At 65.3% G+C, this 24,573-nt stretch carries 23 protein-coding genes; 14 read left to right on the top strand and 9 right to left on the bottom strand.

The annotated features are described in order from the left end of the window. Nucleotides 1-61 precede the first annotated feature (61 nt). A complete protein-coding gene (locus tag ACY65G_RS27655; RefSeq protein ID WP_465000492.1) occupies nucleotides 62-2,521 on the top strand; it encodes a TonB-dependent siderophore receptor in 2,460 nt (819 codons plus the stop codon). A 63-nt stretch (nucleotides 2,522-2,584) separates the two neighbouring features. Here the strand turns inward: ACY65G_RS27655 and ACY65G_RS27650 are convergent, their stop codons facing one another. Then, the gene (locus ACY65G_RS27650; protein ID WP_465000491.1) at nucleotides 2,585-2,773 is read right to left on the bottom strand and encodes a hypothetical protein; all 189 of its coding nucleotides are present in this window, start codon (nucleotides 2,771-2,773) and stop codon (nucleotides 2,585-2,587) included. A 157-nt stretch (nucleotides 2,774-2,930) separates the two neighbouring features. Between ACY65G_RS27650 and ACY65G_RS27645 the strand changes: the two genes are divergently transcribed. Together ACY65G_RS27645 and ACY65G_RS27640 are read left to right on the top strand one after the other, a co-directional pair. Next, nucleotides 2,931-3,920, top strand: a complete 990-nt coding sequence (locus ACY65G_RS27645) for a family 43 glycosylhydrolase (RefSeq protein WP_465000490.1) — start codon at nucleotides 2,931-2,933, stop codon at nucleotides 3,918-3,920. 87 nt (nucleotides 3,921-4,007) lie between these two features. Further along, a complete protein-coding gene (locus tag ACY65G_RS27640; protein ID WP_465000489.1) occupies nucleotides 4,008-4,757 on the top strand; it encodes an SDR family NAD(P)-dependent oxidoreductase in 750 nt (249 codons plus the stop codon). A 161-nt stretch (nucleotides 4,758-4,918) separates the two neighbouring features. On the opposite strand, the gene ACY65G_RS27635 is transcribed toward ACY65G_RS27640, so the two are convergent. After that, nucleotides 4,919-5,419, bottom strand: coding sequence for a DUF6630 family protein (locus ACY65G_RS27635; RefSeq protein WP_465000488.1), 501 nt, complete (start codon nucleotides 5,417-5,419; stop codon nucleotides 4,919-4,921). Nucleotides 5,420-5,544: 125 nt separating this feature from the next. After that, on the bottom strand, nucleotides 5,545-6,486 hold the full coding sequence (locus ACY65G_RS27630; protein ID WP_465000487.1) for a LysR substrate-binding domain-containing protein: 942 nt from the start codon (nucleotides 6,484-6,486) through the stop codon (nucleotides 5,545-5,547). Between the two features lie 91 nt (nucleotides 6,487-6,577). On the opposite strand from ACY65G_RS27630, the gene ACY65G_RS27625 reads away from it, so the two are divergent. The 5 genes from ACY65G_RS27625 (at nucleotide 6,578) to ACY65G_RS27605 (ending at nucleotide 12,490) form a co-directional block, all read left to right on the top strand. Continuing rightward, the gene (locus ACY65G_RS27625; RefSeq protein WP_465000486.1) at nucleotides 6,578-7,444 is read left to right on the top strand and encodes a transketolase; all 867 of its coding nucleotides are present in this window, start codon (nucleotides 6,578-6,580) and stop codon (nucleotides 7,442-7,444) included. Then, the gene (locus tag ACY65G_RS27620; RefSeq protein ID WP_465000485.1) at nucleotides 7,441-8,439 is read left to right on the top strand and encodes a transketolase family protein; all 999 of its coding nucleotides are present in this window, start codon (nucleotides 7,441-7,443) and stop codon (nucleotides 8,437-8,439) included. The genes ACY65G_RS27625 and ACY65G_RS27620 overlap by 4 nt, the downstream gene beginning before the upstream one ends. A gap of 82 nt (nucleotides 8,440-8,521) precedes the next feature. Further along, complete coding sequence (locus ACY65G_RS27615; RefSeq protein WP_465000484.1) at nucleotides 8,522-9,841, top strand: MFS transporter; 1,320 nt, start codon at nucleotides 8,522-8,524, stop codon at nucleotides 9,839-9,841. A 116-nt stretch (nucleotides 9,842-9,957) separates the two neighbouring features. Then, entirely contained in the window at nucleotides 9,958-10,998 is a 1,041-nt protein-coding gene (locus ACY65G_RS27610) for a porin (RefSeq protein WP_465000483.1), read from the top strand. A gap of 268 nt (nucleotides 10,999-11,266) precedes the next feature. After that, nucleotides 11,267-12,490 (top strand): HD-GYP domain-containing protein, encoded by a 1,224-nt coding sequence (locus ACY65G_RS27605; protein WP_465000482.1) that lies wholly within the window; start codon nucleotides 11,267-11,269, stop codon nucleotides 12,488-12,490. Between the two features lie 42 nt (nucleotides 12,491-12,532). Here the strand turns inward: ACY65G_RS27605 and ACY65G_RS27600 are convergent, their stop codons facing one another. The 3 genes from ACY65G_RS27600 to uraH form a co-directional block, all read right to left on the bottom strand. Next, nucleotides 12,533-14,035: a nucleobase:cation symporter-2 family protein gene (locus tag ACY65G_RS27600; protein ID WP_465000481.1), complete on the bottom strand. Its 1,503-nt coding sequence runs from the start codon at nucleotides 14,033-14,035 to the stop codon at nucleotides 12,533-12,535. A 165-nt stretch (nucleotides 14,036-14,200) separates the two neighbouring features. Next, complete coding sequence (locus ACY65G_RS27595) at nucleotides 14,201-15,439, bottom strand: urate hydroxylase PuuD (protein ID WP_465000480.1); 1,239 nt, start codon at nucleotides 15,437-15,439, stop codon at nucleotides 14,201-14,203. Nucleotides 15,440-15,636: 197 nt separating this feature from the next. Next, nucleotides 15,637-15,993, bottom strand: coding sequence for a hydroxyisourate hydrolase (gene uraH / locus ACY65G_RS27590; protein WP_465000479.1), 357 nt, complete (start codon nucleotides 15,991-15,993; stop codon nucleotides 15,637-15,639). 182 nt (nucleotides 15,994-16,175) lie between these two features. Here uraH and ACY65G_RS27585 point away from each other — a divergent pair, with 182 nt between their 5' ends. The 4 genes from ACY65G_RS27585 to ACY65G_RS27570 are packed head-to-tail and all read left to right on the top strand — an operon-like array spanning nucleotide 16,176 to nucleotide 20,904. Continuing rightward, on the top strand, nucleotides 16,176-16,901 hold the full coding sequence (locus ACY65G_RS27585; RefSeq protein ID WP_465000478.1) for a GntR family transcriptional regulator: 726 nt from the start codon (nucleotides 16,176-16,178) through the stop codon (nucleotides 16,899-16,901). Between the two features lie 13 nt (nucleotides 16,902-16,914). Beyond that, the gene (puuE, locus tag ACY65G_RS27580) at nucleotides 16,915-17,859 is read left to right on the top strand and encodes an allantoinase PuuE (RefSeq protein WP_465000477.1); all 945 of its coding nucleotides are present in this window, start codon (nucleotides 16,915-16,917) and stop codon (nucleotides 17,857-17,859) included. Nucleotides 17,860-17,872: 13 nt separating this feature from the next. Continuing rightward, nucleotides 17,873-19,663 carry a 2-oxo-4-hydroxy-4-carboxy-5-ureidoimidazoline decarboxylase gene (gene uraD / locus ACY65G_RS27575; protein WP_465000476.1) on the top strand — a complete coding sequence of 597 codons (1,791 nt, stop codon included), beginning with the start codon at nucleotides 17,873-17,875 and terminating at the stop codon, nucleotides 19,661-19,663. Then, nucleotides 19,660-20,904 (top strand): ArgE/DapE family deacylase, encoded by a 1,245-nt coding sequence (locus ACY65G_RS27570; RefSeq protein ID WP_465000475.1) that lies wholly within the window; start codon nucleotides 19,660-19,662, stop codon nucleotides 20,902-20,904. Before uraD ends, ACY65G_RS27570 begins: the two co-directional genes overlap by 4 nt. 98 nt (nucleotides 20,905-21,002) lie before the next feature. Here ACY65G_RS27570 and ACY65G_RS27565 read toward each other — a convergent pair whose 3' ends face one another. Continuing rightward, nucleotides 21,003-21,308 carry a hypothetical protein gene (locus ACY65G_RS27565; RefSeq protein ID WP_465000474.1) on the bottom strand — a complete coding sequence of 102 codons (306 nt, stop codon included), beginning with the start codon at nucleotides 21,306-21,308 and terminating at the stop codon, nucleotides 21,003-21,005. A gap of 291 nt (nucleotides 21,309-21,599) precedes the next feature. On the opposite strand from ACY65G_RS27565, the gene ACY65G_RS27560 reads away from it, so the two are divergent. Together ACY65G_RS27560 and ACY65G_RS27555 are read left to right on the top strand one after the other, a co-directional pair. After that, complete coding sequence (locus ACY65G_RS27560) at nucleotides 21,600-22,076, top strand: SRPBCC domain-containing protein (protein WP_465000473.1); 477 nt, start codon at nucleotides 21,600-21,602, stop codon at nucleotides 22,074-22,076. Continuing rightward, complete coding sequence (locus ACY65G_RS27555) at nucleotides 22,077-22,433, top strand: ArsR/SmtB family transcription factor (RefSeq protein ID WP_465000472.1); 357 nt, start codon at nucleotides 22,077-22,079, stop codon at nucleotides 22,431-22,433. It begins immediately after the preceding gene. Nucleotides 22,434-22,468: 35 nt separating this feature from the next. Here the strand turns inward: ACY65G_RS27555 and ACY65G_RS27550 are convergent, their stop codons facing one another. After that, on the bottom strand, nucleotides 22,469-23,008 hold the full coding sequence (locus ACY65G_RS27550) for a GNAT family N-acetyltransferase (protein WP_465000471.1): 540 nt from the start codon (nucleotides 23,006-23,008) through the stop codon (nucleotides 22,469-22,471). Between the two features lie 26 nt (nucleotides 23,009-23,034). After that, nucleotides 23,035-24,540: a MocR-like pyridoxine biosynthesis transcription factor PdxR gene (gene pdxR, locus ACY65G_RS27545; protein WP_465000470.1), complete on the bottom strand. Its 1,506-nt coding sequence runs from the start codon at nucleotides 24,538-24,540 to the stop codon at nucleotides 23,035-23,037. Nucleotides 24,541-24,573 lie beyond the last annotated feature (33 nt).

Here is a 24,573-nt window from a genome sequence, read left to right as displayed (position 1 = left end):
ATACTTTTTCGCGCCCCGGCTGGCATAGCGATGAAACCCGCCATTGAAAGGAAGTCGTCCGATGCATCCGCTCCCCCCTCAACCGCGCCATGCCATGGCGCTGCCAGCACTTCTCTCTTCATTGCTGCTTGCCTGCGCCACCCTGGGCCATGCCCCGATCCTGCATGCGGCGGATGCCGTGCAATCCTTCGGCATGCCCGCCGGTCCGCTGGGCCGCACGCTGTCGACCGTGGCGCTGAACGCCGGCCTGCCGCTGTCGTTCGATCCCGCCCTTACGCAGGGCATGACCAGTCCGCGGCTCGACGGCGCGATGACGCCGCGCGCGGCGCTGGACCGGCTGCTGTCCGGCAGCGGCCTGGCTATCGTCCAGCGCGGCGACGGCACCCTGGCGCTGGCGAAGGCCGCGCCACCGCCTGCAACATCGCCTGCACCGGCTGCCGCACCCGCCGCGTCGGCACCGCCTCCCGCCGCGACCATGCAGCAGGTCGAAGTGATCGGCGAATTCGATGGCGGCAATCCGGACGATCCGCGCAGCGCCAGCCGCTCGCGCGGCGCCACGCGCCTGAACCTGAGCCTGCGCGAGACGCCGCAATCGGTCAGCATCGTCGGCCGCCAGCGCATCGAGGACCAGCGCCTCACGACCGTGCAGGATGTGATCGGGCAGACCACCGGCATCACGCTGGACCACGCGTCCACCACGCGCGAGGGCGACCAGATCTTTGCCCGCGGCTTCGCCGTGGACACCTACCTCGTCGATGGCGTGCCAGCATCGCGGCTGCTCGAACCCACCGACTTCGATACCGCCATCTTCGAGCGCATCGAAGTATTGCGCGGGGCTTCGGGACTGGTCAGCGGCACCGGCAATCCGGCCGCCGCCGTCAACATGGTGCGCAAGCGGCCATCGGCCGACACGCGCATCGTGGCCGAGGCGCAGGCGGGGTCGTGGGACCGGTATCGCGCGCAGGTCGATGCCGGCGGCACGCTCACGACCGGCGTTCGCGGCCGCCTGGTCGCGGCCAGGCAGGACCAGAAATCGTTCGTCGACCGTTTCGACCAGGGCAAGAACCTGTTGTACGGCATCGTCGAAGCGGACCTGGGCCCGTCCACGCTGCTGACGGCGGGCTTCTCGTGGCAGGACGACAAGCTCGATGGCGCCAGCCGCCGCTTTCCCTCGTTTTACGCGGACGGCAGCCGCACGGCGCTGCCCCGCTCCACCAACAGCGCCGCCAGGTTCTCGTACTACGACCGCCGGCAAAGCGACGTCTTCGCCAGCGTGCAGCACGAATTCGACAACGAATGGACGACGAAGCTGACGCTGGGCCGCACGGCGAACCAGTACGACGCCGTGCAGGCCTACGCCTTGCGCGGCTACCTCGACCGCGTGACGGGTGCCGGGCTGTCATTGTGGATCACCCGCTGGAATTCCATGCCCGTGAACCAGACGGCCGATGTCTACGCCAGCGGCCCGTTTACGTTCCTCGGCAGGCGCCATGAGGCGGTGTTCGGCGCGACCGCGTCCCGCGTGCGCCTGAAGGGCACGCTGTATCCGGCGTGGATCCTGCCCGGCTACGATCCGGAGGTGCCCGATTTCCATACGTGGAACGGCAATTCGCCGACGCCTGTCTACGACGGCAGGGAAACCGGCACGGTGCTGGAACAGGAACGGCAGACCGCGGCCTACGGCACGTTGCGCCTGCGGCCGATGGACCGGCTGCAGGTGATCGCCGGCGCGCGCGTGGTCGACTGGAAGCGCGATACGGAGGAAGTCACGTTCGGCGGCGGCACGGCCTCCGACCATTTCGCCCGGCATGGGCAGTTCGTGCCCTACGCCGGCGTGACATGGGAGCTGGACCGTCACTGGTCGGCCTACGCAAGCTACACGAGCATCTTCTCGCCGCAAACGTACCGCGACCGCGACAATCGCGTGCTCGATCCGCTGGAGGGCAATAACGGCGAGGTTGGCGTGAAGGCTTCGTTCCATGGCGGCCTGCTCAATGCCACGGCGTCCCTCTTTCGCATGAAGCAGGACAACCTGGCCGAGATCGACACCGACCAGTTCGTGCTGCCCGACGGCAGCAATGCCTATCACACGGTAAAGGGTGCCACGGCGCGCGGCGTGGAACTGGAAGTGAACGGCCAGTTGCGGGCGGGCTGGCAACTGACGGCCGGCTACTCGCACGCGAAGGTCGAAGATGCCACCGGCCGGCGCCTGCAGACGGCCCAGCCACGCAACAATGTCAAGCTATGGACCACGTACGACTGGCGCGATGTTACGGTAGGCGGCGGCGTCAACTGGCAGGGCGACGTGTACCAGGACAACGCGGGACCGAACGGCGAACGCTTCGACCAGCCGGCCTACGCGCTGGTGCACCTGATGGCACGCTGGCGGCTCGGCGCGAGCACCACGGCCACGGTCAACGTCAACAACGTGTTCGACAAGCGCTACTACTCGTCGGCCAGCGGCGGGTTTTATGGCGATCCGGCGAACGTGATGGTGTCGCTGGCCTACCGGTTCAGGTAGGCGACCGGCGCAAGGCAACGTGCATGACTTTCCGGCTGCGGGATTGCTCCGGCTTATATGCCATCACTTGTCGTTGCGCTTTTCCCATTCCTTCGATTCGGTTGCCACCCGTTCCTTGCAGGCCTTGCGATCGTTCCAGTCCATGTGCTTGTCGCATGACTGGTTCGTATCGTGCGGCAGGTAGCGGCAGCCTGCGAGGCTGGCCGAGAGGGCGATGAGCAAGGCGATCGTGCGCACTGGGGTCTCCGTCATTTTTTCGTGATGTGATGGATGTCGTTCATGGATGTCGTTCATGGCCGTCACCTCGGCCACGACAATGATCAACATGTTGACACAAGCATACGATCGGAGCAACTCGCTGGATGCGACGGGTTACCATTGCGGGAGCCGATCATTTACCGGAGATCCGATGCGTCCATTGAAGTTCATCCCGCTCCTGGCGCTGCTCGCGCTCGCCGTGCCCGCCGCCGCGCAACCCGGCAAGCCGATCGCCCAACGCTTCAACGCCGATCCATCGCCTCATTACTTCACGACGCAGGCCGGCGGCAAGTTCTACCTGTACGCCACCGACGATGCCGGCAACTCCGGAAAATACTGGGATTCGACGACCTGGCGCCTGTACACGTCGCCGGACATGAAGGCGTGGACGGATGCCGGCATTCCGCTCGACGTGAACGTGTTCAAATGGGCGCGTTCCGATGCCAAGGCCTGGGCACCCGAAGCGGCGCAGCGCAACGGCAAGTTCTACTTCTACGCGCCGGTCGGCGGCGACAAGATCGGCGTGGCGGTATCGAGCCGCCCGGACGGCGGCTTCGCCGATGCCCGCGCCACGCCGCTCGTCGACAAGGCACGCGACGCCAATGCCGGCGACGAGCCGATCGACCCGGCCATATTCGTCGACAGGGACGGCCAGGCTTACCTGTACTTCGGCACCCGGGTGCCGAAGGTCGTGAAACTGAAGGCCGACATGATCACGCTGGACGGCCCGATCCTCGACGTGGCGATCACCGGCTTGCCCGCCCTGGACAGGACGGAGAAGGCGGACAAGGCGAACAAGACGGGCAGGAAGGCGTACGGCGAAGCACCGTTCCTGCACGAGCGCAACGGCACGTATTACTTCACGTTCTCCACCGGCTGGCCCGGCCAGATCGTGCATGCCACCGGCAGCTCGCCGCTCGGGCCGTTTACCTACCGTGGCGTGGTGCTGGACTTCCTCGACATCTCGACCAATCACCAGGCAATCATCGAGCATGCCGGTCAAAGCTGGCTGTTCTACCACGACGACCTGCTGCCGGGCGGCGGCAGCCACCGGCGTTCGATCGCCATCGCGCCGCTGGAGTACGAGGCCGACGGGCGTATCCGGCAGGTGCCGCTGCCGGGGAAGCCAGCCGTGAAATAGATTCGCCCTGCCCTGAGTTTTCCTCGTTTGTCGCCGTGCCCGCCGTCGGCCAACATGGCGGCACGACATGAACAACCGGAGACTCAAATGTTACTGAAAGATCGCGTGGCAATCGTGACCGGCGGCGCCGGCATCAACGGGCTGGGCTTTGCAACGGCGCGCATGCTGGCCGCGCACGGCGCGAACGTGGTGATCCTCGACCTGGCCGGCGCCAACCCGGCCGGCGCCGCAGCCGAGCTGGGACCTCGGCACCTGGGCGTGGTGGCGGACGTCACGAACAAGGAACAGTGCGATGCGGCGGCAAAGGCCGCGCTGGAGCGCTTCGGCCGCATCGATATCCTGTTCGCCAACGCCGGCATCACGCAGCCGCGCAAGACGCTCGATATTTCAGCCGCCGACTACGACGCCGTGCTCGACGTGAGCCTGCGCGGCACGCTGCTGATGTCGCAGGCCGTGCTGCCCGCCATGCAGGAACAGCGTAGCGGCAGCATCATCTGCACCTCCTCCGTCTCGGCGCAGCGCGGCGGCGGCATCCTCGGCGGGCCCCACTACTCGGCCGCGAAGGCCGGCGTGCTGGGACTGATGCGGGCGATGGCGCGCGAGTTCGGACCCGATGGCATCCGCGTCAACGCCATCACGCCGGGCCTGATCGCCACCGACATCATCAAGGGCAAGCTGACGGAAGAACGCAAGGGCGAGATCGCCAACGATATCCCGCTGGCGCGGCTGGGCAGGGCCGACGATATTGCTGGGGCGGTGGTGTTCCTGGGCAGCGACTTGTCCGGCTATTGCACCGGCGTGACGCTGGATGTGAATGGCGGGATGCTGATCCACTGAGCGGCTGTCGAACGATGGCGCCGGCACCCCGGTGTGCAGCCGGGGCAGGCGGCTTACCCGACGGGCGACCGGCATATCATGAAACGATGGAGGAGCGGGCGTGCCGGTCGACCGCTCATCGATCCACCGGTGGACGATCCGCTGCCCTCCGCTGCCGCTTCCTATTGCCACTGGTCCTGTTCCATGGTGCCAATGCCCAGTTGCTCGCACAGGCGCAGGAACTCGTCGCCGTCGTGTTCGTCGACCAGCACGACATTCCAGCTGTCGTCTTCGGTGTCCAGCACGATCATCCGCTTGCCGGATTTCGGTGCGTGTTCCAGAAGGAGGTCGAGCAGCACGCTGATCCGCGCCGGCCCCTGCGGCGGTTCCTCGGGCAGCCCAGGCGCCGGCAACTGGCGCGTGTCGCACATGTCCAGCATCATTGCTTCAAACGATTCGTCATCCTTGATGTCGGCCTGCACGGCGAGGTTGATCGAGGCCAGCGCTTCCATCAGGGAAAAAAAATCCGGCATGGTCTCGCTGTCGCCGACTGTCGAGCGGGCCTGTTCGGCCAGCTCCGGCGTGCCGCTGAGCAGCGCGAGCCAGCGTGCGAATGCATCGCTTTCACTGAGTTGGCCGGTGTGGGGATGGGGAAAGGCACTGCTGTCACGGGGTGTCGTCATGGTCGAGGTCAATTCCGCAGGATTGTTATGGAAATAGCATCATAGCAAGGTTGCCGACGGTCTGCGAACGCGCGCAGACGATCGATTGCCGCGCCCACAGGTGGAGGCCGCTGCAAGCTTCTCCTTCATCCCTCCGTCGCTGCCGCGCCATCGTTGGTCACGAATCCCCTGATCCAGTCCGCCACCGTGCGCACCGCCTGCAACCCTTCGCGGCTCTTCGGCACCGCGAGGTAATGCCCGCGCGCCTCGATGGCCAGTTCGCCGAACGGGCACACCAGCCGCCCGTCCCGCAGGTAATCCTGCACGAGCACCGTGCTCTCGATGCACATGCCGAGGCCATTTTCCGCCGCGCTCAGGGTCATGAACGCGCGGTCCAGCCGCAGTCCACGCACGGGGTGCCGGCACTCCGGCGCGAAGCGCTCGATCCATTCGTCCCATGACGTCAGCGACACGTCGTTCTGGATCAGGTAGAAATTCTCGATGTCGCCTGGCGGCAGCGGCAACGTCCAGCCATCGACCAGCTTCGGGCTGCAGACCGGCAGGTAGCGCTCTTGCTCCGAGATCGGTTCCACGTGCACGCCGGCCGAGGCAGTGGGCCGGCCGTACAGCACGGCCACGTCGACGCCGCTGCTGGAAAAATCCGGCGCCTGGTGCACGGCCCACAGCCGCACGTCGATGTCCGGATGGGCGCGCAGGAAGGCCGGCAGTTGCGGCATCACCCAGATGGCCGCGAAGCTGGGCGCGCACTGGATCGTCACCACCTGTTGTTTGCTGCCGCGGTCGAGGATCGTGCGCAGTTCGTCGTCGATGTCGCCGAACGAGCGGCGGATCACGTCATACAGCCGGGCGCCCTCTTCCGTCGGCACCACGCCGCGCCGGGCGCGCTCGAACAGCAGCGTGCCGAGTGCCTCTTCCAGTGTCTGGATCGAATGGCTCACGGCCGATGCCGTGATCGACAGCTCCTGCGCCGCGGCGGCAAAGGAGCGGTGCATGTAGGCGGCCTCGAAAGCCTGCAAACCCTTGAGGGATGCCTTGCGCAGGGCGCGGTATCGCTGAACTGGTTTCATCTATCGCCAAGAATTACTCGCTATACGGTCGGTCTTTCAATTCTTACACTGGTTTCGTGACAAGACCAACGATTCGATACCGGAGACCGCAATGAAACTTGAAGCACCAGACCGTTTGAGTGCCCTGAAGGCCGCCGCATACCGCATCCGCCGCTATGCGCTGCGGATGGGCGAAGTGCAGGGCCAGGGCTACGTGGGCCAGGCGCTGGGCATGGCCGACATTCTCGCCGTGGCCTACCGGCACGCGCTGCATTATCGTGCGGATGCGCCGGAATGGGAAGGCCGCGACCGGTTCCTGCTGTCGCACGGCCATTACGCGATCGCGCTGTACGCTGCCCTGCTCGAGGCGGGCATCCTGCCGGAAGCCGAGCTGGAAACCTATGGCAGCGACGACAGCCGCCTGCCGATGTCCGGCATGGCCACTTATACCCCCGGCATGGAGATCTCCGGCGGCTCGCTGGGCCAGGGCCTGACGATCGCGGTCGGCATGGCACTGGGCCTGCGCCAGAAGAACAACCCGGCCTTCGTCTACAACTCCATGTCCGATGGCGAACTCGATGAAGGCTCGACGTGGGAAGCGGCGCTGTCCGCCGCGCACTTCGGGTTCGGCAACCTGATCACGCTCGTCGACATCAACAACCAGCAGGCCGATGGCCCGTCCACGAAGGTGCTGGGCTTCGAGCCGCTGGCGCAGAAATGGGAAGCGTTCGGCTGGCACGTGCAGCGTGCGCAAGGCAACGACATCGCCGCCGTGCTGGCGGCGTTCGATGCGGCCCGCAACCATCCGGCACCGCAGCCCCGCGTGATCCTGTTCGATACGCTGATGGGCTCCGGCGTGCCGTTCCTCGAGCAACGCGACAAGAACCACTTCATTCGCGTCGAGGCCGACGAATGGCAGCAGGCCATCGCCATCCTCGATGCAGCCCAGGCAAAAGACCAAGCAGGAGACCAAGCATGAATGCCGTAGTGAACAAACCGCGCCTGACCACCTCGGCGATGATCGCCTCCATCGCCAGCGAAGGCCAGCGCACCGTGGCCGCGCCGTTCGGCAACGCCCTGGTGGAACTGGGCGCCCGCCGCCCCGACATCGTGGGCATGAGCGCCGACCTGTCAAAATACACGGACATGCACCTGTTCGCGAAGGAATATCCCGAGCGTTTCTTCCAGATGGGCATGGCCGAGCAGCTGCTGATGGGTGCCGCCGGCGGCATGGCCAAGGAAGGGTTTACGCCTTTCGTCACCACCTACGCCGTATTCGCGTCGCGCCGTGCCTACGACTTCATCCACCAGGTGATCGCCGAGGAAAACCTGAACGTGAAGATCGCCTGCGCGCTGCCTGGCCTGACCACCGGCTATGGTCCGAGTCACCAGGCCACGGAAGATATCGCCATCTTCCGCGGCGTGCCGGGGCTGACGATCGTGGACCCGTGCGATGCGCTCGACACCCAACAGGCAACCGCCGCCATCGCCGAGCACAAAGGCCCGGTGTACATGCGCCTGCTGCGCGGAAAAGTGCCGCTCGTGCTCGACGAGTACGACTACAAGTTCGAGCTGGGCAAGGCGAAGCTGCTGCGCGACGGGCGCGAGGTGCTGGTGATCTCGAGCGGCATCATGACGATGCGCGCACTGGAAGCGGCACAGGCGCTGGCGCAGGATAATGTGGGCGTGGCCGTGCTGCACGTGCCGACGATCAAGCCGCTCGACACGGAAACGATCGTGCGCGAAGCATCGCGCAGCGGCCGGCTCGTGGTGGTGGCGGAAAACCATTCGGTGGTGGGCGGCCTGGGCGAAGCGGTGGCGGGTACGCTGCTGCGCGCGGGCGTGGCGCCGGCGTTCCGGCAGATCGCGCTGCCGGACGCGTTCCTCGATGCGGGCGCGCTGCCCACGCTGCACGACCGCTACTGCATCTCGACGGCGGCGATGGTCGGCAGCATCCGGTCCTGGCTGCGCTGAGCGCCGGTCCGCCAGCAGTTCCCCGCACGCGCAAGGAGGCGGCAAGACCTCCGCGCGTTGACAGAACAATTTGGAGACACGCATGAAAACACCTACCGTCGCACCTGCGGCAAGCGCCTTCCCATCCGGCGCCACCGACATTGAAACCCGCGCCTACGCGAAAGTCACGCGCCGGCTCGTGCCCTTCCTGATGCTGTGCTACCTGGGCGCCTACCTGGACCGCGTCAACGTGGGCTTCGCCAAGCTGCAGATGCTGTCCGACCTCCAGTGGAGCAATACCGTGTACGGCCTGGGTGCCGGCGTCTTCTTCCTTGGCTATTTCCTGTTCGAAGTGCCGAGCAACATGATCCTGCACCGCTTCGGCGCGCGCCGCTGGCTGGCCCGCATCATGATCACGTGGGCCATCATTTCCGCCAGCTTCGCATTCGTGAACTCGCCCACCATGTTCTACGTGCTGCGCTTCCTGCTCGGGGTGGCCGAGGCTGGGTTTGCGCCCGGCGTGATCCTGTACATCACGTACTGGTTCCCGTCGGCGCGGCGCGCCAAGGTGATGGGGCTGTTCTTCATGGCGATCCCGCTTGCCTCCATCGTCGGCGCGCCGCTGTCGGGCTGGATCATGGAATCGTTTGCCGGCGTGCATGGGCTGCGCGGCTGGCAGTGGCTGTTCGCGCTGGAAGCCATTCCCTCGCTGATCCTCGGCGTCACCATCCTGTTTTACCTGGACGACAGCATCGCCGGCGCGAAGTGGCTGTCGCCGGAAGAAAAGGCGGTCCTGCAGCGTAACATCGCCGCCGAGAACGACGGCAAGGCGGCGCACCAGACGATTCGCGACTTCCTGGCCGACAGGCGCCTGTGGCTGCTCACGGCGATCTACTTCTGCATCGTGATGGGCCAGTACGGCCTCACGTTCTGGCTGCCGACCATCGTCAGGAACGCCGGCGTGAACGGCATGGAGGAAGTGGGGCTGCTGGCCGCGATCCCGTACCTGGTGGCGCTGGTCTGCCTGCCGCTCGTCGGCCGCAACTCGGACCGCACCCGTGCCCGCCGCATGCATTGCGGCGTGCCGATGGTGGCCGCGGCCATCGCGCTGTTCGCCCTGCCCTTCACGGATGGCGTGGGCACCGCCCTTGCCCTGCTCAGCGTGGCGGCGGCCGGTGCGCTGTGCGGCACCTCGCAGTTCTGGGCGCTGCCGACCGCGTTCCTGGGCGGCATGGCGGCCGCGGCCGGCATCGCCACCATCAATTGCATCGCCAACCTGGCCGGTTTCTTCTCGCCATCGCTCGTCGGCTGGCTGAACGATTTCACGGGCAAGCAGGGTGCCGGCCTGATGCTCACCTCCGCCATGCTGCTGATCGGCGCCTGCCTCGTCACCCTGCTGCCGAAGCAGGCCGTCGACCGCTGAGCCGCAGCGGCTTCCGGGGCATCGCCGGAAGCCGCCCTCCCCCCGCAATTCCACGCAATTCCCCGCGACGCCGGCCCGGCAAGGGCCCGGCGCGTCCATAAAAATACGGAGACACCATGAAACGCAAGCTCGCATGGGGCGCGTGCGCCCTGGCCTGCGGCACCGCCGCGGCCCAATCGAACGTGAATGTGTATGGCCTGGTCGACATGAACATTGGCGTGATCGATAACGCCAGCGCCGACGGGGATAACACGGTGCGCGTGAATTCCGGCGGCATGAACACGTCGCGCCTGGGCTTTGTCGGCAGCGAAGACCTGGGCGGCGGCATGAAGGCGCTGTTCCAGCTCGAGATGGGCATCGCGGCCGACACGGGCGTGGCGGACACGCCACTGTTCAAGCGGCAAGCCACCGTCGGGCTGGAAGGCCGCTGGGGTACCTTGCTGCTGGGCCGCGCGTTCACCACCGTGTACGATTTCGTGCTGCCATACGACCCGATGGGCTACGCACCCCAGTACTCGTGGGCGCCGGCCGGCAATGCAAGCGGCGCCAGCAAATATGGCATGGCGTTCGCGTTCGACAACCTCGTCAAGTATCAAGGCAAGGCGGGCAACCTCAGTTACGGTGCCAGCTATGGCGCGGGCGAAGGATCGTCCGCCGGCGATGGCGCGAAAGGCGCCGTGGCCGTCAACTACACGGCCGGGCCGTGGTCGGCGATGGCCGCGTACGAGCGGATCAACGGCGTGCCGGATGCGGCAACCGGCACGCGCGGCGACACCACCGCGTGGCATCTTGGCGCCATGTATTCGGCCGGGAAGGTCAAGCTGCAGGCCGCCATGCGCGATTATCGGCAAGAGGCCATTGGCGTGCCGGATCTGCGGGCGCGGTTGTATTGGGCAGGAACGAACGTGCTGGTGACACCGGCGATCACGCTCGCCGGCGTCGTGTACTACCAGGACGTGCGGCACGGCGGCGCCGAAGCAGACCCCGTGATGGTCGTCGGGCGGGTGCGCTACGCGCTGTCGCGCCGCACCGACCTGTACGTCACCGCCGCTTATGCGAAGGCAAAACACGGTCAGCTCGTCGGCCTGGCCCGGGACGAGGCCGGGTTCGGCAGCCGCCAGAAGAGCGTGCTGGCGGGGATACAGCACCGCTTCTGATCGGGCCGGCTACCGGCAAACCTGCGCGGCGGAAGGCTTGCCTGCCCCGGCAGGACACGAGTGGTTCGGTTGATGTCAAAATGCAACATGCACATGATAGTTTCCGGCAAGCATGTTATAGTAACGACCGCGGAACTGTCCCATACATCGCCAGTTGCGCTTCGGAGAGGCCACGCATTCGCCTTCTATCGTTCATGGAATGTCACATGCTGCGCTCTCTTGCCCCTTCATACGCTCGCGCCCCGTCGATGGATTACCGGGTGACGCCATGCTGAAACAGATCCCCATCGACCAGCTCAGGCTCGGCATGTACGTCCACAAGGCGGGCGGCTCATGGCTCGATTCGCCTTTCTGGCAGAACTCGTTCCTGGTGGAGTCCCACGAATCGCTGCGGAAGGTCCGTTCCGCCGGCATCTCCACGCTGTGGATCGATACCACCAGGGGTATCGACGTGCGGGAGGATGCGCCTGCCGCGACATCCGGGCCGATCGAGCCGGCACCGCCGGCCGCGCCGGCACGCGCCCCGTTCACCTTTGCGCCCGTGGAGCGCACCTCCACAAAGGACGAGATGCACCGGGCAGCGAAAGTCATCGTGCGTGCCAAGGTCGCGGTGATGAACATGTTCAACGAGGCACGCATGGGCCGCCTTGCGGATGTCTCGGAAGCCGTGACGCTCGTCGAGAACGTGGCGGCATCGGTGATGCGCAACCAGGGTGCGCTCATCAACCTCGTGCGCCTGAAGCAGGCCGACGACTACACCTATCTGCATTCGGTGGCGGTGTGCGCGATGATGGTCTCGCTGGCGCGCCAGCTCGGGTTGCCCGACGAGGACGTGCGCGACTGCGGGCTGGCCGGGCTCCTGCACGACCTCGGCAAGGCGGCCATCCCGGTCGAGATCCTCAACAAGCCCGGCAAGCTGACCGACGATGAATTCGCGCTCGTCAAGCAGCATCCGGCCAAGGGCTTCGCGGCGCTGGCCGGGTGGCACGATGTGCCGGACATCGCGCGGGACGTGTGCCTGCACCATCACGAACGCTTCGACGGCAACGGGTATCCGGACCGGCTAAAGGGCGACCAGATCTCGGTGCACGCCAGGATGGGCGCCATCTGCGATGTCTACGATGCGATCACGTCGAACCGCCCTTACAAGTCGGGATGGTGCCCGGCCGAATCGCTCAAGCGCATGGCCGAATGGACCCGCGAAGGACATTTCGATCCGGTGCTGTTCGCCGCGTTCGTGAAATGCATGGGCATCTACCCCGTGGGAACGCTGCTGCGCCTGAAGTCGAACCGGCTCGGCGTGGTGGTGGACAACAGCAAGTCGCTGCTGAAGCCGGTCGTGAAGGTGTTTTTCTCGGCCCGGTCGATGGGCTATATCGCGCCGCAGGACGTGGACCTGGGCATCGCGGGATCCACGGAAGGGATCGCGAGCCGCGAGGATGCGGCCAAGTGGGGCTTCGAGGATATCAGCCGGTACTGGGCGCCGCAATGATGGAAAAACCGGGAGGCAGGACGCCCCCCGGCGGTCAAACGATCAGGCGTGCGACAGCTCCGCCTCGTGCGCCTCTTCCTTCACACCGGACCCGTTGAAGAACAGGTTCAGCGCCACGGCGGCAACGGCGGTCAGCAGGATGCCCGATTCCAGCAGCGGGTGCAGGCTGTGCGCCATCTGCTGCGCCCAGTGCGGTGCCACCAGCGGAATGAGACCAAAACCGATCGACAGCGCGACGATGTACAGGTTGAAGCGGTTGGTGCGGAAGTCGACGCGGGTCAGGATGCGGATACCCGCCGCCGCCACCATGCCGAACATCACGAGGCCGGCGCCGCCCAGCACGAACTGGGGAATCGCCTCGACCAGCGCGGCCAGCTTCGGCAGCATGCCCAGCACGATCATGATGACGCCGCCCGCCACACATACCCAGCGGCTCTTCACGCCCGTCACCGCCACCAGGCCCACGTTCTGCGAGAAGCTCGTGTGCGGGAACGTGTTGAAGATGCCGCCGATCAGCGTGCCCAGGCCGTCGGTGCGCAGGCCGGCGGCCAGCTTCTTCTGGTCGACCTTCGTACCCGTCATTTCGGACAGCGCCAGGAACATGCCGGCCGATTCGATCATCACCACGATCATCACGACCGTGAGCGTGAGGATCATCACGATGTCGAACGTGGGCATGCCGAAGGCAAACGGCGTGACGAGCTCGAACCACGTGGCGCCGGCCACTTTGTCGAAGTTCATCTTGCCCATCGAATACGCGACGGCACAGCCGGCGACGATGCCGAGCAACACGGAGATATTGCACAGGAAGCCCTTCGCATAGCGCACCGTGAACACGATGAACAGCAGCACGAAGGTGGCGATGCCCAGGTTGTCGAGCGCGCCGTAGTTCGGGTTGGCCACCGTGGGGACCGGGCCCGGCAGCCTGGAGGCCAGTGGCGCGGCGGAAGCGGCCGCGTCGGCCTTCAGCTGGTCGACCATCGTGACCAGCGTGGGCACGTCCACGGCGCGGGCCGTCGTGTCGGGACCGCCCATCGCCCAGCCCACCCCCACGCGCATCAGCGTGATGCCGATGACGAGGATGATGGTGCCGGTCACGACAGGCGGGAAGAAACGCAGCATGCGGCTCATCGCCGGCGCCAGCAGCAGGGCCAGCGCGCCGGCACCGATACCGGCACCGAAGATGGCCCGGGCGCCGTCGACGCCCGGTACACCGTTGGCGATCGCCACCATCGGGCCGACGGCGGCAAACGTCACGCCCATCATCACGGGCAGGCGGATGCCGAAGTACTTCGTCATGCCGAGGGACTGGATCAGCGTGACCAGCCCGCAGCAGAACAGGTCGGCCGAGATCAGCATCGTCACCTGTTCGGGTGACAGCTGCAGCGCGCGGCCGACGATCAGCGGCACGGCGATGGCGCCGGCATACATCACGAGAACGTGCTGCAGGCCGAGCGCCGTCAGGCGGCCGAGCGGCAGGCGCTCGTCGACCGGATCGATTGCCAATCCGGGCGGCGGTGCCCGGTCCAATGGTTGTTGCTTCATGCCTTGTCTCCTGGTTGTTATGAAAAACTTCAGAATGCATGTTGCAGCTGGCCGGACCCGGCACGCGCTTGCGACGCGAATCGCTTTATTGCTTTTTTTGTTTTATTGCTTTTTGCTTTTGCTTTTGCTTTGGTTGGTGTATGAACTGCGTGACATCACGACGGCTTACTCCGTCTTGGCGCCATCCTCATACCATTTCTTCAGCAAGTCGCGCTCGCCGGGCGTCATGTTGGTCGCATTGTTCAGCGGCATCAGCTTCGCCACCACGGCCTGCTGGTACAGGGCCTGCGCATGGCGCTTGATCTCGCCGGTGGAGTCCAGGCGGATGCCCTTGCTCTGCATCGTCGCCGAGTGGCACATCACGCAGCGCTGGTCGACCACGGTCTTCACCTTGGCGAACGGGCTTTGCTCGACCGCGGCGGTGGCGCCATCGGTGGCGACAGGCGCGGCCGCTTCGACCGGTACCTCGGCTTGCGGTGCGGGCACCAGCCAGATGATCAGCGCGACCATGGCGGCGGTACCGCCGAACGCGTGTTCCCAGGGAACGCGCTTGCCGTGCACCAGTGCCTTGTGGCGGGCCACGAAGCTGTGGCGGATCAGGGCGCCCGTCATCATCATCAGGACCAGCACGATCCAGTTGTGCTCACCCGAGTACAGGAAGCCGTAGTGGTTCGACAGCATGGCGAACAGCACCGGCAGCGTGAAGTAGGTGTTGTGCACCGAACGCTGCTTGGCGCGCCAGCCGTAGATCGGGTCGACCGGCTCGCCGGCCTTCAGCTGCTTCACGACCTTGCGCTGGCCAGGAATGATCCAGAAGAACACGTTGGCGCTCATCGCCGTCGCCATCATCGCGCCCACCAGCAGGAACGCTGCACGGCCGGCGAACAGCTGGCAGGCCAGCCACGAGGCGAAGACCACGAAGCCGAACACGATCAGGCCCACCTTCATGTCACCGTTCTTGGTGCGGCCGAGGGAACGGCAGATGGTGTCGTAGATCAGCCAGAACACGACCAGGAAGGCCAGTGCACCGATGACGGCGCTCTGCGCAGCCCAGTCGTAGACCGACTTGTCGACCATGAACGTGCCGGCGTTGAACAGGTACAGCACCGTGAACAGGCCGAAACCGGACAGCCAGGTGGCGTAGCTCTCCCAGTAGAACCAGTGCAGGTGGTCCGGCATGGACTTGGGAGCGACGAGGTATTTCTGCGGGTGGTAGAAACCACCGCCGTGGACGGCCCACAATTCGCCGTCGACGCCCTTGGCGACGAGATCCGGCGCGGTGGGCTTCTCGAGACTGTTGTCGAGGAAAACAAAGTAGAACGATGCGCCGATCCAGGCGATCGCGGTAATGACGTGGGTCCAGCGCAGAAGCAGGTTGACCCAGTCCATCAAATACATATCCATAGAGCCTCAAACAAGCAGAGAAGCACGGTGTGATCACCGTACTGTCCCCTCACCACAGCGGGCTCTGTGTGGGGCAAATCATCGCATCCATCGGCAACGCTTGGGGCGGTACCGGTGTGCTCCGCGGCGACACTAATAACTGTATACGATCCAGTCTAAGCTGGATATACGTCGTCTAACTTATTACGGTTTGTGGCTCAAGAACCACGGTAAGTCGAATACGACCACGGGCTGACCAGCAGGGGCACGTGGTAGTGGCCGGCGGCGTCGGCGATGCCGAAGTCGAGCGGCACCTCGTCCAGGAAGGCCGGTTCCGGCAGGCGCACGTCGCGCCCGCGGAAGTATTCGGCCACCGAGAACACGAGGCGATAGCGGCCGACCGCCATCGTTTCGGCGTTGAGCAGCGGACCGCCGTCGTTACGGCCGTCGGCATTCAGCACCAGGCTCTTGACCGTGGTGACGGTGTCGCCATCGATGCGCTGCAGCTGCACACGCATGCCGGCTGCGGGGCAGCCGTTCATCGTGTCCAGTACGTGGGTACTTAAATGTCCCATGGGGCTCCTTTTCTCGAGTTGGCCGGCAGGATTGCCGGTGTTGGTTGAAATGCACCGGATTGTACTCGCTGGCGACAGCGCGCAGTCACGGATTGCATACACTTTTTGCTTTTCTTTTTTTGAAAAGTGTATACACTCTGTTTCCGATGTCAACCAGTTTATGTTCCGACCACCCGATATTCATGGCCAGATCCCCTACCCAACTGAAGATCGTTCCCGCCACGCTGGCACCGGATGCGCATGCGCCGGCCGCGGGCGCCACCCAGCGCATCGTCGATTCGATCACCGCCGCGATCGCCGAACGCCGGCTGATGCCGGGCACCAAGCTGTCGGAACAGAAGATCGGCGACCTCTTCGAGGTGTCGCGCACCGTCGTCCGGCAAGCCTTGAACCAGCTGAGCCGCGACCGGCTCGTGGTGCTGGAACCGGCGCGCGGCGCGTTCGTCGCCACCCCTTCCGCCGAGGAAGCGCGCGACGTGTTCGAGATGCGCAGCATCCTCGAGACGGCCGTCACGAAACGGCTGTGCGCCACCATCACGGACGAGCAGATCCGCCAGTTGCGCGAGCACCTCGCGCTGGAAAGCGCGGCGGTGAACGATGCGGCCGTGCCGGGGCGCACGCGCCTGCTGGCCGATTTCCACCTCGTGGTCGCCCGCATGCTGGGCAACGAAGTGCTGACGCAGATGCTGAGCGAACTGCTGACACGGTCGTCGCTGATCGCGCTGATGCACCAGTCGTCGCATTCGGCCGGCGAGTCGCACAGTGAACACGTGGCGATCGTCGACGCGTTCGAGCGGCGCGACGTGAAGGCGGCGGTGCGGCTGGTCGGCAAGCACCTCGTCAACGTGCAACACAACCTGAACCTGGATCCACAGCAGGTGGACCTGGCTGAAATCCTCAACCGATAGAAGAAAAGCAACCATGAATCCACTCTATCCCCGCGACCTGAAAGGATACGGCCGCGACCGGCCGCAGGCGAACTGGCCGAACGGCGCGCGCGTCGCCGTGCAGTTCGTGCTGAACTATGAAGAAGGCGGCGAGAATTCCGTGCTGCACGGCGACGCCGGCAGCGAGCAGTTCCTGTCCGAGATGTTCGCGCCGGCCGCGTTCCCCGACCGCCACCTGTCGATGGAAGGCATCTACGAATACGGCTCGCGCGTGGGCGTGTGGCGCATCCTGAAGGAGTTCGAGAAGCGCGGCCTGCCGCTGACGATCTTCGGCGTGGGCATGGCGCTCGAGCGCTGCCCCGACGTGACGGCCGCCTTCGTGGAACTGGGCCACGAGATCGCCTGCCATGGCTGGCGCTGGATCAGCTACCAGAACGTGGAAGAAGCCATCGAGCGCGAGCACATGGCGCGCGGCATGGAGGCGATCCAGAAGCTGACCGGTTCGCGCCCGCTGGGCTGGTACACGGGCCGCGACAGTCCGAACACGCGCCGCCTGGTCGCCGATTACGGCGGCTTCGAATACGACAGCGATTACTACGGCGACGACCTGCCGTTCTGGCTCAACGTGCGCAAGACCGACGGCACGCAGGCGCCGCAGCTGGTGGTGCCGTACACGCTGGACTGCAACGACATGCGCTTTGCCCTGCCCCAGGGCTATTCGCACGGCGATCCATTCTTCCAGTACCTGAAGGATGCGTTCGACGTGCATTACGAGGAAGGTGCAGAGACGCCGACCATGATGAGCATCGGCATGCACTGCCGCCTGCTGGGCCGTCCCGGCCGCATGCGCTCGCTGCAGCGCTTCCTCGACTATATCGGCCAGCATGACCAGGTTTGGGTCGCCCGCCGCATCGATATCGCGCGCCACTGGAAAGAGGCGCATCCATTCAACCCCGACACCGCATTCGCGTGGGAATAATATGCAGACCCCAATGCTGACCCTGGAACAACTGAACAACGCCACGCAGGCCGAATTCACGGCCCTGCTCGACGGCGTGTATGAACATTCACCGTGGATCGCCGAACAGACCTGGCACGCCCGGCCTTTCAGCAGCCTCGCGCAACTCAAGCGTTCGCTGATCGAAACGCTGCGCGAGTCGCCGCAGGAAGCCCGCCTCGGCCTGATCAAGGCCCACCCGGAGCTGGCCGGCAAGGCGATGGTCACGAAATCGCTGACCGCCGAATCCACGAACGAGCAAAGCAAGGCCGGCCTGACGGATTGCACGCCCGAGGAATTCGAACGCATCCAGAAACTGAACGCGGACTACAACGCCAAGTTCGGCTTCCCGTTCATCCTGGCCGTGCGCGGGCCGCGCGGCCTGGGCATGAACCGCTACGAAATCATGGCCATCTTCTCGCGCCGCCTGAACAATCCGGTGGAGTACGAGTTCGACGAAGCGCTGCGCAACATCCACCGCATCGCCGAGATCCGCCTGAACGACAAGTTCGCCACCGAACCCACGCTGGGCAACCTCGTGTGGGACTGGCACGAGCAGCTCGCGTGCCACAGCGAAGCCGGCTACGCCGAGCGCGGCGAACTGTGCGTGACCTACCTGACGGACGCGCACCGTGCCTGCGCCCGCGAACTGGCGGCCCGCATGCGTGACGAATGCGGCTTCGACGAAGTGACGATCGATGCCGTGGGCAATGTGGTCGGCGTTTACTTTGGCGGCAATGAGCACGGTGCGGATCCCCAGGCGAAACGCCTGCTGACCGGCTCCCATTACGACACCGTGCGCAACGGCGGCAAGTACGACGGCCGCCTGGGCATCTTCGTGCCGATGGCGTGCGTGCGCGAACTGCACCTGGCCGGCCGCCGCCTGCCCTACGGCATCGAAGTCGTCGGCTTCGCCGAAGAAGAAGGCCAGCGCTACAAGGCCACGTTCCTCGGTTCCGGCGCGCTGACGGGTGAATTCGACAAGGGCTGGCTCGACCAGCTCGATGCCAACGGCGTGCCGATGCGCGCGGCCATGGCCAATGCGGACCTGGACATTTCCGCCATCGATGCATTGAAACGCGATGTGTCGCGCTACCTCGGCTTCATCGAAACCCACATCGAGCAGGGCCCCGTGCTGAACGCCCTCGACCTGCCGCTGGGCATCGTCACGTCGATCAACGGCAGCGTGCGCTACGTGGGCCAGATCACCGGCATGGCCAGCCACGCGGGGACCACGCCGATGACGATGCGCCGCGATGCCGCGGCCGCCGCGGCCGAACTGGTGCTGTACGCCGAAAAGCGCGGCGGTTCGGTCGACGACCTGGTCGCCACCGTGGGCATGCTGGAAGTGCCGAACGGCTCGATCAACGTGGTGCCAGGCCGCTGCCGTTTCAGCCTCGACGTGCGCGCCACGACGAACGAGGTGCGCGACGCCGCCGCCGAAGACATCCGCAACGAACTGAAGGCCATCTGCGAACGCCGCGGCCTGCAGTACACGCTGGAAGAAACGATGCAGGCCGATGCCGCACCGTGCGCGCCGGAATGGCGCCTGCGCTGGGAAAGCGCCGTCGAAGCGCTGGGCTTGCCCGTCTTCCGCCTGCCGAGCGGCGCCGGCCACGACGCGATGATGCTGCACCGCGTGATGCCGCAGGCGATGCTGTTCCTGCGCGGCCTGAATGGCGGCATCAGCCACAACCCGCTGGAATCGGTCACCAACGACGATACGGAACTGTGCGTGCGCGCATTCCAGAACCTCCTCAACCAACTTGCTTCGGACCTGACATGACGACGAACACGACGACTTCTTCCCCATACGAATCCCTGGACGCGTGGATCGACGCGCATTTCGACGAGCAGGTGCGCTTCCTGCAGGCGCTGGTGCAGGTGCCGACCGACACGCCACCCGGCAACAACGCGCCGCACGCCGAGCGCACCGCCGAACTGCTCAAGGAATTCGGTTTCGAAGCCGAGCAGCACGCCGTGCCGGCCGAGCGCACCCGCGAAGCGGGGCTGGAAACGATCACGAACCTGGTCGTGCGCCGCAAGTACGGTGAAGGCCGCACCGTGGGCCTGAACGCCCACGGCGACGTGGTGCCGCCGGGCGAAGGCTGGACGCAGAACCCGTACGGCGGCGACGTCGTCGACGGCAAGCTGTATGGCCGCGCCGCCGCCGTGTCGAAGTGCGACTTCTCCACGTTCACGTTCGCCACCCGCGCGCTGGAATCGCTGGGCAAGCCGCTGAAGGGCGGCGTCGAACTGTACTTCACCTACGACGAGGAATTCGGCGGCGAACTGGGCCCGGGCTTCCTGCTGGAAAACAAGCTGGTGAAACCGGACGTGCTGATCGCCGCCGGCTTCAGCTACCAGGTCGTGACCGCGCACAACGGCTGCCTGCAGATGGAAGTCACGGTGCACGGCAAGTCGGGCCACGCGGCCGTGCCGGAAACCGGCGTCGACGCGCTGCAAGCCGCCACGAAGGTGCTGACCGCGCTGTACGACCAGAACCGCCAGTACAAGGAAGTGCGTTCCAGCGTCAAGGGCATCAACCACCCTTACGTGAACATCGGCCTGATCGAAGGCGGCACGAACACGAACGTGGTGCCGGGCAAGGTCGTCATGAAGGTCGACCGCCGCATGATCCCGGAAGAAAACCCGGCCGAAGTGGAAGCCAAGCTGCATCGCGTGATGAAGGATGCCGTGGCCGACTGCGAAGGCGTGACGATCGAGATCCGCCAGATGCTGCTGTCCAAGGCGCTGCAGCCGCTGCCGGGCAACGCCCCGCTGGTCGACGCCCTGTCGCGCCATGCCACCGCCGTGTTCGACGAAGAGATCGGCGCAGCAGGCACCCCACTGTACACGGACGCCCGCCTGTTCGGCGAAGCCGGCATCCCTGCCGTGCTGTACGGCGCCGGCCCGCGCACCGTGTCCGAATCGAACGCCAAGCGCGGCGACGAGCACATCGTGCTGGAAGACCTGCGCCGCGCGACCAAGGTGGTTGCCCGCTCGCTGTTCGATCTGCTGGATTAAGCGTTCCGATTTGGTGATGAAAGCCCGTCCTCGCGAGAGGCGGGCTTTTTTGTTGTCTTAAGCCTGGTCGCCCGGGCGGCATGCCTGCCTTTTACGAACTAGCGATAGTCCGTGACGGCTTCGTTGACGTGGCGCTCGATGGTCTCGAACATCGCGGCATCGTGCCTGTATTTCTTTCGCAAGATGGGTAACTGCCGGCTGGCCGCACCGCAGTATTTCCGGATGTTCCGCTCTATGTCCCGCTTTTGCCCTGCCGCCAATTCGCCATCGTACTCGCCGCCGAGATGCTCGCAGGCCGCGGCATTCGCGGCGAAGATCCTGATATCACGGGGCGGTTGCTTCGGGCTGCATAGTCCGGGAAGGTGGACAGCACAGAGCAGCATCAAAATGAGGTAATTTCGCATGGTGGGGCTCCTCGCGACGGTTATTGGATCCATGGGCACTTCACTACCGCTTCAACGTCTGCTGCTAGCCAAACCATACCGTTTAACTGAGCATGGCGAGTTGTGGAAGCAAAAACTCCACCATCACTGGTCATCCTATCCAACCCGTCCGACCCTCTCCACGGCTGAGCCGGAATAATGCCACCTCTGGATCGTGGTCCAGCAACATGGGCAGCCCATATTAGTGAAGTATTGACTTCACAATCCACCACCTCTAAACTGAAGCCTTCACTTCACTATACGAGGCCGATCATGACTGAGCCAGCACAGTTCGATACCTTCACCCTGGCGCGCACCTTTGCCGTCCCACTGGCGCGGGTATACCAGGCGTTCAGCGATCCGAGCAAGAAGCAGCGCTGGTTTGCCGAAGGCGCACAGCATGAGATCGAACAGTTCGACATGCAGTTCGACGTTGGCGGGCGCGAACTGGCGCGCTATCGCTTCAAGCCCGGTACGCCGTTCGCCGGCGTGGCGCTCGAATCGGAAGGCTACTTCCTCGATATCGTGCCGCAGCATCGCATCGTCATCGCCGCCACGATGGCGATGGGCGGGCGGCGTTTTTCCGCCTCGCTGCATACCTTCGAGTTTTTCATCGATGGTCCGGACTCGACGCGCCTGGTCTTCACCCACCAGGCGATGTATGACAGCAGTGCGGACGGCCCGGAACTGCGGCGGGCCGGCTGGCAGCAGTTGCTGGATCAGCTGCATGCCGCCCTGGCGGTCGAATAAATGGCCAACGTGCAGCAAGCAAAAGCAATGCAGCCGGACGCGGTGGACCAGGTGTTCGCCGCGCTGGGAGACGCTAGCCGCCGCGCGATCGTCCGACTGGTCACGCAGGGACCGCAGACCGTCAGTTCCCTGGCCTCGGCGCTAGGCGTAACGCTGACCGCCATCTCCCAGCACCTGCGCGTATTGCAGGCCTGTGGATTGCTACAGACGCGCAAGGTCGGCCGGGTTCGAATCTGCGAGCTCGACCATCATGGGCTGGATGTTCTGGCGGCCTGGGTGGCGCTCAACCGCCAGATGTGGGAGCAACGTTTCGATGCACTGGGCGCGATGTTGCAGGCGGACATGGACGACCATTGAAGATGCTGGAGGCAGCGGGTACGACGCTTCGCCGGTCACACCGATGCAAGTGGCCGCAGCATATATACGGCCCCATCGCCATAACTGGCCAACTGGACCTCTTCCTCCGCATCGTCCAGCGGCTGGGCGACATAACCATGGCGCGCCCAGTAAGCCTGCGTCCCCTGCACGGACACCAGCGCGGAATGGTGCAGGCCCGCTGCCCTGCCCTGCGCGAAAAGCAGTTCCAGCAGCGCGTGCGCGATTCCTTGTCCTCCCTGGGTCGGCGCTACGGCCATGTCATGCACATACAGCGTGTCGGGCACCACCGGCGAAACAAGGAAATCGCCATGCAATGGCGTGACCTTGCCCTGCACCGAGCGGTAGGCCGCGAGGTAAGCGCACAGCTGCCCATCGAGTTCGCAGCCGAGCGAACAGTTCACCGGACTGGCCAGGCGCCGCGCGTAGACATCCGCGCTCTCGATGAAGCCGGGGCCATAGCAGGCCAGCTGGATTTGCAGCAGTGCCGGCAAGTCGTCGGCAGACAGCGGCCGCAGCACGGCGTGGCGGGAAACTGGACGGATGAAATTCGACATGGGACGGAACGAACGCAAAAAAAGTGTCAGGGCAAGCCTGGCGATTGAAACAGCCGCGCATCGTACAGCCCCGCCAGCACGCGGCGCAACCGCCGCACGGCATCCCGCAGCTCCTGCGCGGTGAAACCGCCAAAGCCAAGCATCAGCGCCGAATGACGCAAACTGGCGGAGCCCATGGGCGACAGCGCGCGCAACGCGATGCCCGCATCGTTTGCCGCCGATGCGACGGCCACATCGTCCATGCCATCCGGCAGCCACACCACGATATGCATGCCCTGGTCGGCCGGCTCGATGCGCAAGCCGGGCAGTTCGGCATGCAGCGCATCCATCAGCACCTGGCGCCGCTCGGCATAGATGCCGCGGATGCGCCGGATGTGCGTCTCGAAATAGCCCTCCTTCATGTACGCCGCGATCACATGCTGTTCCAGGGTCGGCGAGCCCCGCCCCACGAGACCCCGTGCCCCGACGAACGCGTCCACGAGGCAGTCGGGCGCCACGATGTAACCGAGGCGCAGCGATGGCGCCAGTACCTTGCTGAAGGTGCCGAGGTAGACCACCCTGTCGCGGTCCAGTCCCTGCATGGCCGGAAAGGGCTGGCCCGCATAGCGCAATTCGCTGTCGTAGTCGTCTTCGACGATCCAGCCATCGTGCCGCCGCGCCCACTCGACGAGCGCCAGCCGCCGCGGCATCGAAAGCGGCATGCCCATCGGGTACTGGTGCGACGGCGTCACGAAAGCCACCCCGGCATCGGGCGCGCTGCGCACCGCATGCGCCACATCCATCCCCTGCGAATCCACATGTATTCGCCTTGCGTGGACGCCGCGGTCCTCGAGCACCGCCGTCAGTCCGGGATATGCCGGATCTTCGACCCATGCCGCTTCGCCGGGGGACAGCAGCACCTTGGCGGCCAGGTACAGGCCCTGCTGCGTTCCCTCGGTCACGACGATGTTCCCGGGGTTGGTGTCCACGGCGCGTGCCCGCCGCAGGTAGTCCGCGATGGCTTCGCGCAAGGCCGGCAAGCCCTGCGGGTGCGGATAGCCGGACGGCACGGCCGCCCGCGACGCACGCACCCGGTTGCCGAGCCGGCGCCAGTGGTCGTCCATCGCCACGTCGCCGTGCGGCACGGACACCGAAAAGGGAACCTGCGGCAAGGGCACGAGGCTGTCCGCAAGCGTGGCATGGCGCGATGCCGTCGAAGGCAGCTGTGGCTTGCCGCCCGCAGCCATGCCGGGGGAACGCGGCGCGGTGAAATCCAGTCCCTGCAAGCCAGCGGCGACGCGCGTGCCGGAGCCGGGTTGCGCATGCAGGTACCCTTCCGCGATCAGTTGGTCATAGGCTTCGGCCACGGTGCCGCGGGACAGCCCGAGCGACCCGGCCAGGGCCCTGGTGGATGGCAAGCGATCGCCGGCGTTCAACTCGCCTTTCGCGACGGCACCGCGCAGCGCATCGGCCACCTGACGCCCTACGCCGCCACGCGTGCTGTCGATCGCGCCCAGCGCGGGTATTTCAATGACGAGCTGGCGCCTTGCCATGGTAGCCTTTGTAAAACTGGACTAATGATTTCA

The sequence above is a fragment of the Pseudoduganella sp. jia 12 genome, from assembly GCF_055502675.1.
This window is presented reverse-complemented; position numbering and strand designations above follow the sequence as displayed.

Excerpts from the sequence above, each read along its gene's own strand:
- puuE (WP_465000477.1), top strand. The coding sequence starts at position 16,915 with ATGAATCCACTCTATCCCCGCGACCTGAAAGGATACGGCCGCGACCGG.
- ACY65G_RS27610 (WP_465000483.1), top strand. The coding sequence starts at position 9,958 with ATGAAACGCAAGCTCGCATGGGGCGCGTGCGCCCTGGCCTGCGGCACC.
- ACY65G_RS27655 (WP_465000492.1), top strand. The coding sequence starts at position 62 with ATGCATCCGCTCCCCCCTCAACCGCGCCATGCCATGGCGCTGCCAGCA.
- ACY65G_RS27600 (WP_465000481.1), bottom strand. The coding sequence starts at position 14,035 with ATGAAGCAACAACCATTGGACCGGGCACCGCCGCCCGGATTGGCAATC.
- ACY65G_RS27650 (WP_465000491.1), bottom strand. The coding sequence starts at position 2,773 with ATGACGGAGACCCCAGTGCGCACGATCGCCTTGCTCATCGCCCTCTCG.
- ACY65G_RS27615 (WP_465000484.1), top strand. The coding sequence starts at position 8,522 with ATGAAAACACCTACCGTCGCACCTGCGGCAAGCGCCTTCCCATCCGGC.
- pdxR (WP_465000470.1), bottom strand. The coding sequence starts at position 24,540 with ATGGCAAGGCGCCAGCTCGTCATTGAAATACCCGCGCTGGGCGCGATC.
- ACY65G_RS27585 (WP_465000478.1), top strand. The coding sequence starts at position 16,176 with ATGGCCAGATCCCCTACCCAACTGAAGATCGTTCCCGCCACGCTGGCA.
- uraD (WP_465000476.1), top strand. The coding sequence starts at position 17,873 with ATGCTGACCCTGGAACAACTGAACAACGCCACGCAGGCCGAATTCACG.
- ACY65G_RS27595 (WP_465000480.1), bottom strand. The coding sequence starts at position 15,439 with ATGGATATGTATTTGATGGACTGGGTCAACCTGCTTCTGCGCTGGACC.
- ACY65G_RS27555 (WP_465000472.1), top strand. The coding sequence starts at position 22,077 with ATGGCCAACGTGCAGCAAGCAAAAGCAATGCAGCCGGACGCGGTGGAC.
- uraH (WP_465000479.1), bottom strand. The coding sequence starts at position 15,993 with ATGGGACATTTAAGTACCCACGTACTGGACACGATGAACGGCTGCCCC.
- ACY65G_RS27550 (WP_465000471.1), bottom strand. The coding sequence starts at position 23,008 with ATGTCGAATTTCATCCGTCCAGTTTCCCGCCACGCCGTGCTGCGGCCG.
- ACY65G_RS27605 (WP_465000482.1), top strand. The coding sequence starts at position 11,267 with ATGCTGAAACAGATCCCCATCGACCAGCTCAGGCTCGGCATGTACGTC.
- ACY65G_RS27620 (WP_465000485.1), top strand. The coding sequence starts at position 7,441 with ATGAATGCCGTAGTGAACAAACCGCGCCTGACCACCTCGGCGATGATC.
- ACY65G_RS27560 (WP_465000473.1), top strand. The coding sequence starts at position 21,600 with ATGACTGAGCCAGCACAGTTCGATACCTTCACCCTGGCGCGCACCTTT.
- ACY65G_RS27640 (WP_465000489.1), top strand. The coding sequence starts at position 4,008 with ATGTTACTGAAAGATCGCGTGGCAATCGTGACCGGCGGCGCCGGCATC.
- ACY65G_RS27625 (WP_465000486.1), top strand. The coding sequence starts at position 6,578 with ATGAAACTTGAAGCACCAGACCGTTTGAGTGCCCTGAAGGCCGCCGCA.
- ACY65G_RS27635 (WP_465000488.1), bottom strand. The coding sequence starts at position 5,419 with ATGACGACACCCCGTGACAGCAGTGCCTTTCCCCATCCCCACACCGGC.
- ACY65G_RS27645 (WP_465000490.1), top strand. The coding sequence starts at position 2,931 with ATGCGTCCATTGAAGTTCATCCCGCTCCTGGCGCTGCTCGCGCTCGCC.
- ACY65G_RS27565 (WP_465000474.1), bottom strand. The coding sequence starts at position 21,308 with ATGCGAAATTACCTCATTTTGATGCTGCTCTGTGCTGTCCACCTTCCC.
- ACY65G_RS27630 (WP_465000487.1), bottom strand. The coding sequence starts at position 6,486 with ATGAAACCAGTTCAGCGATACCGCGCCCTGCGCAAGGCATCCCTCAAG.
- ACY65G_RS27570 (WP_465000475.1), top strand. The coding sequence starts at position 19,660 with ATGACGACGAACACGACGACTTCTTCCCCATACGAATCCCTGGACGCG.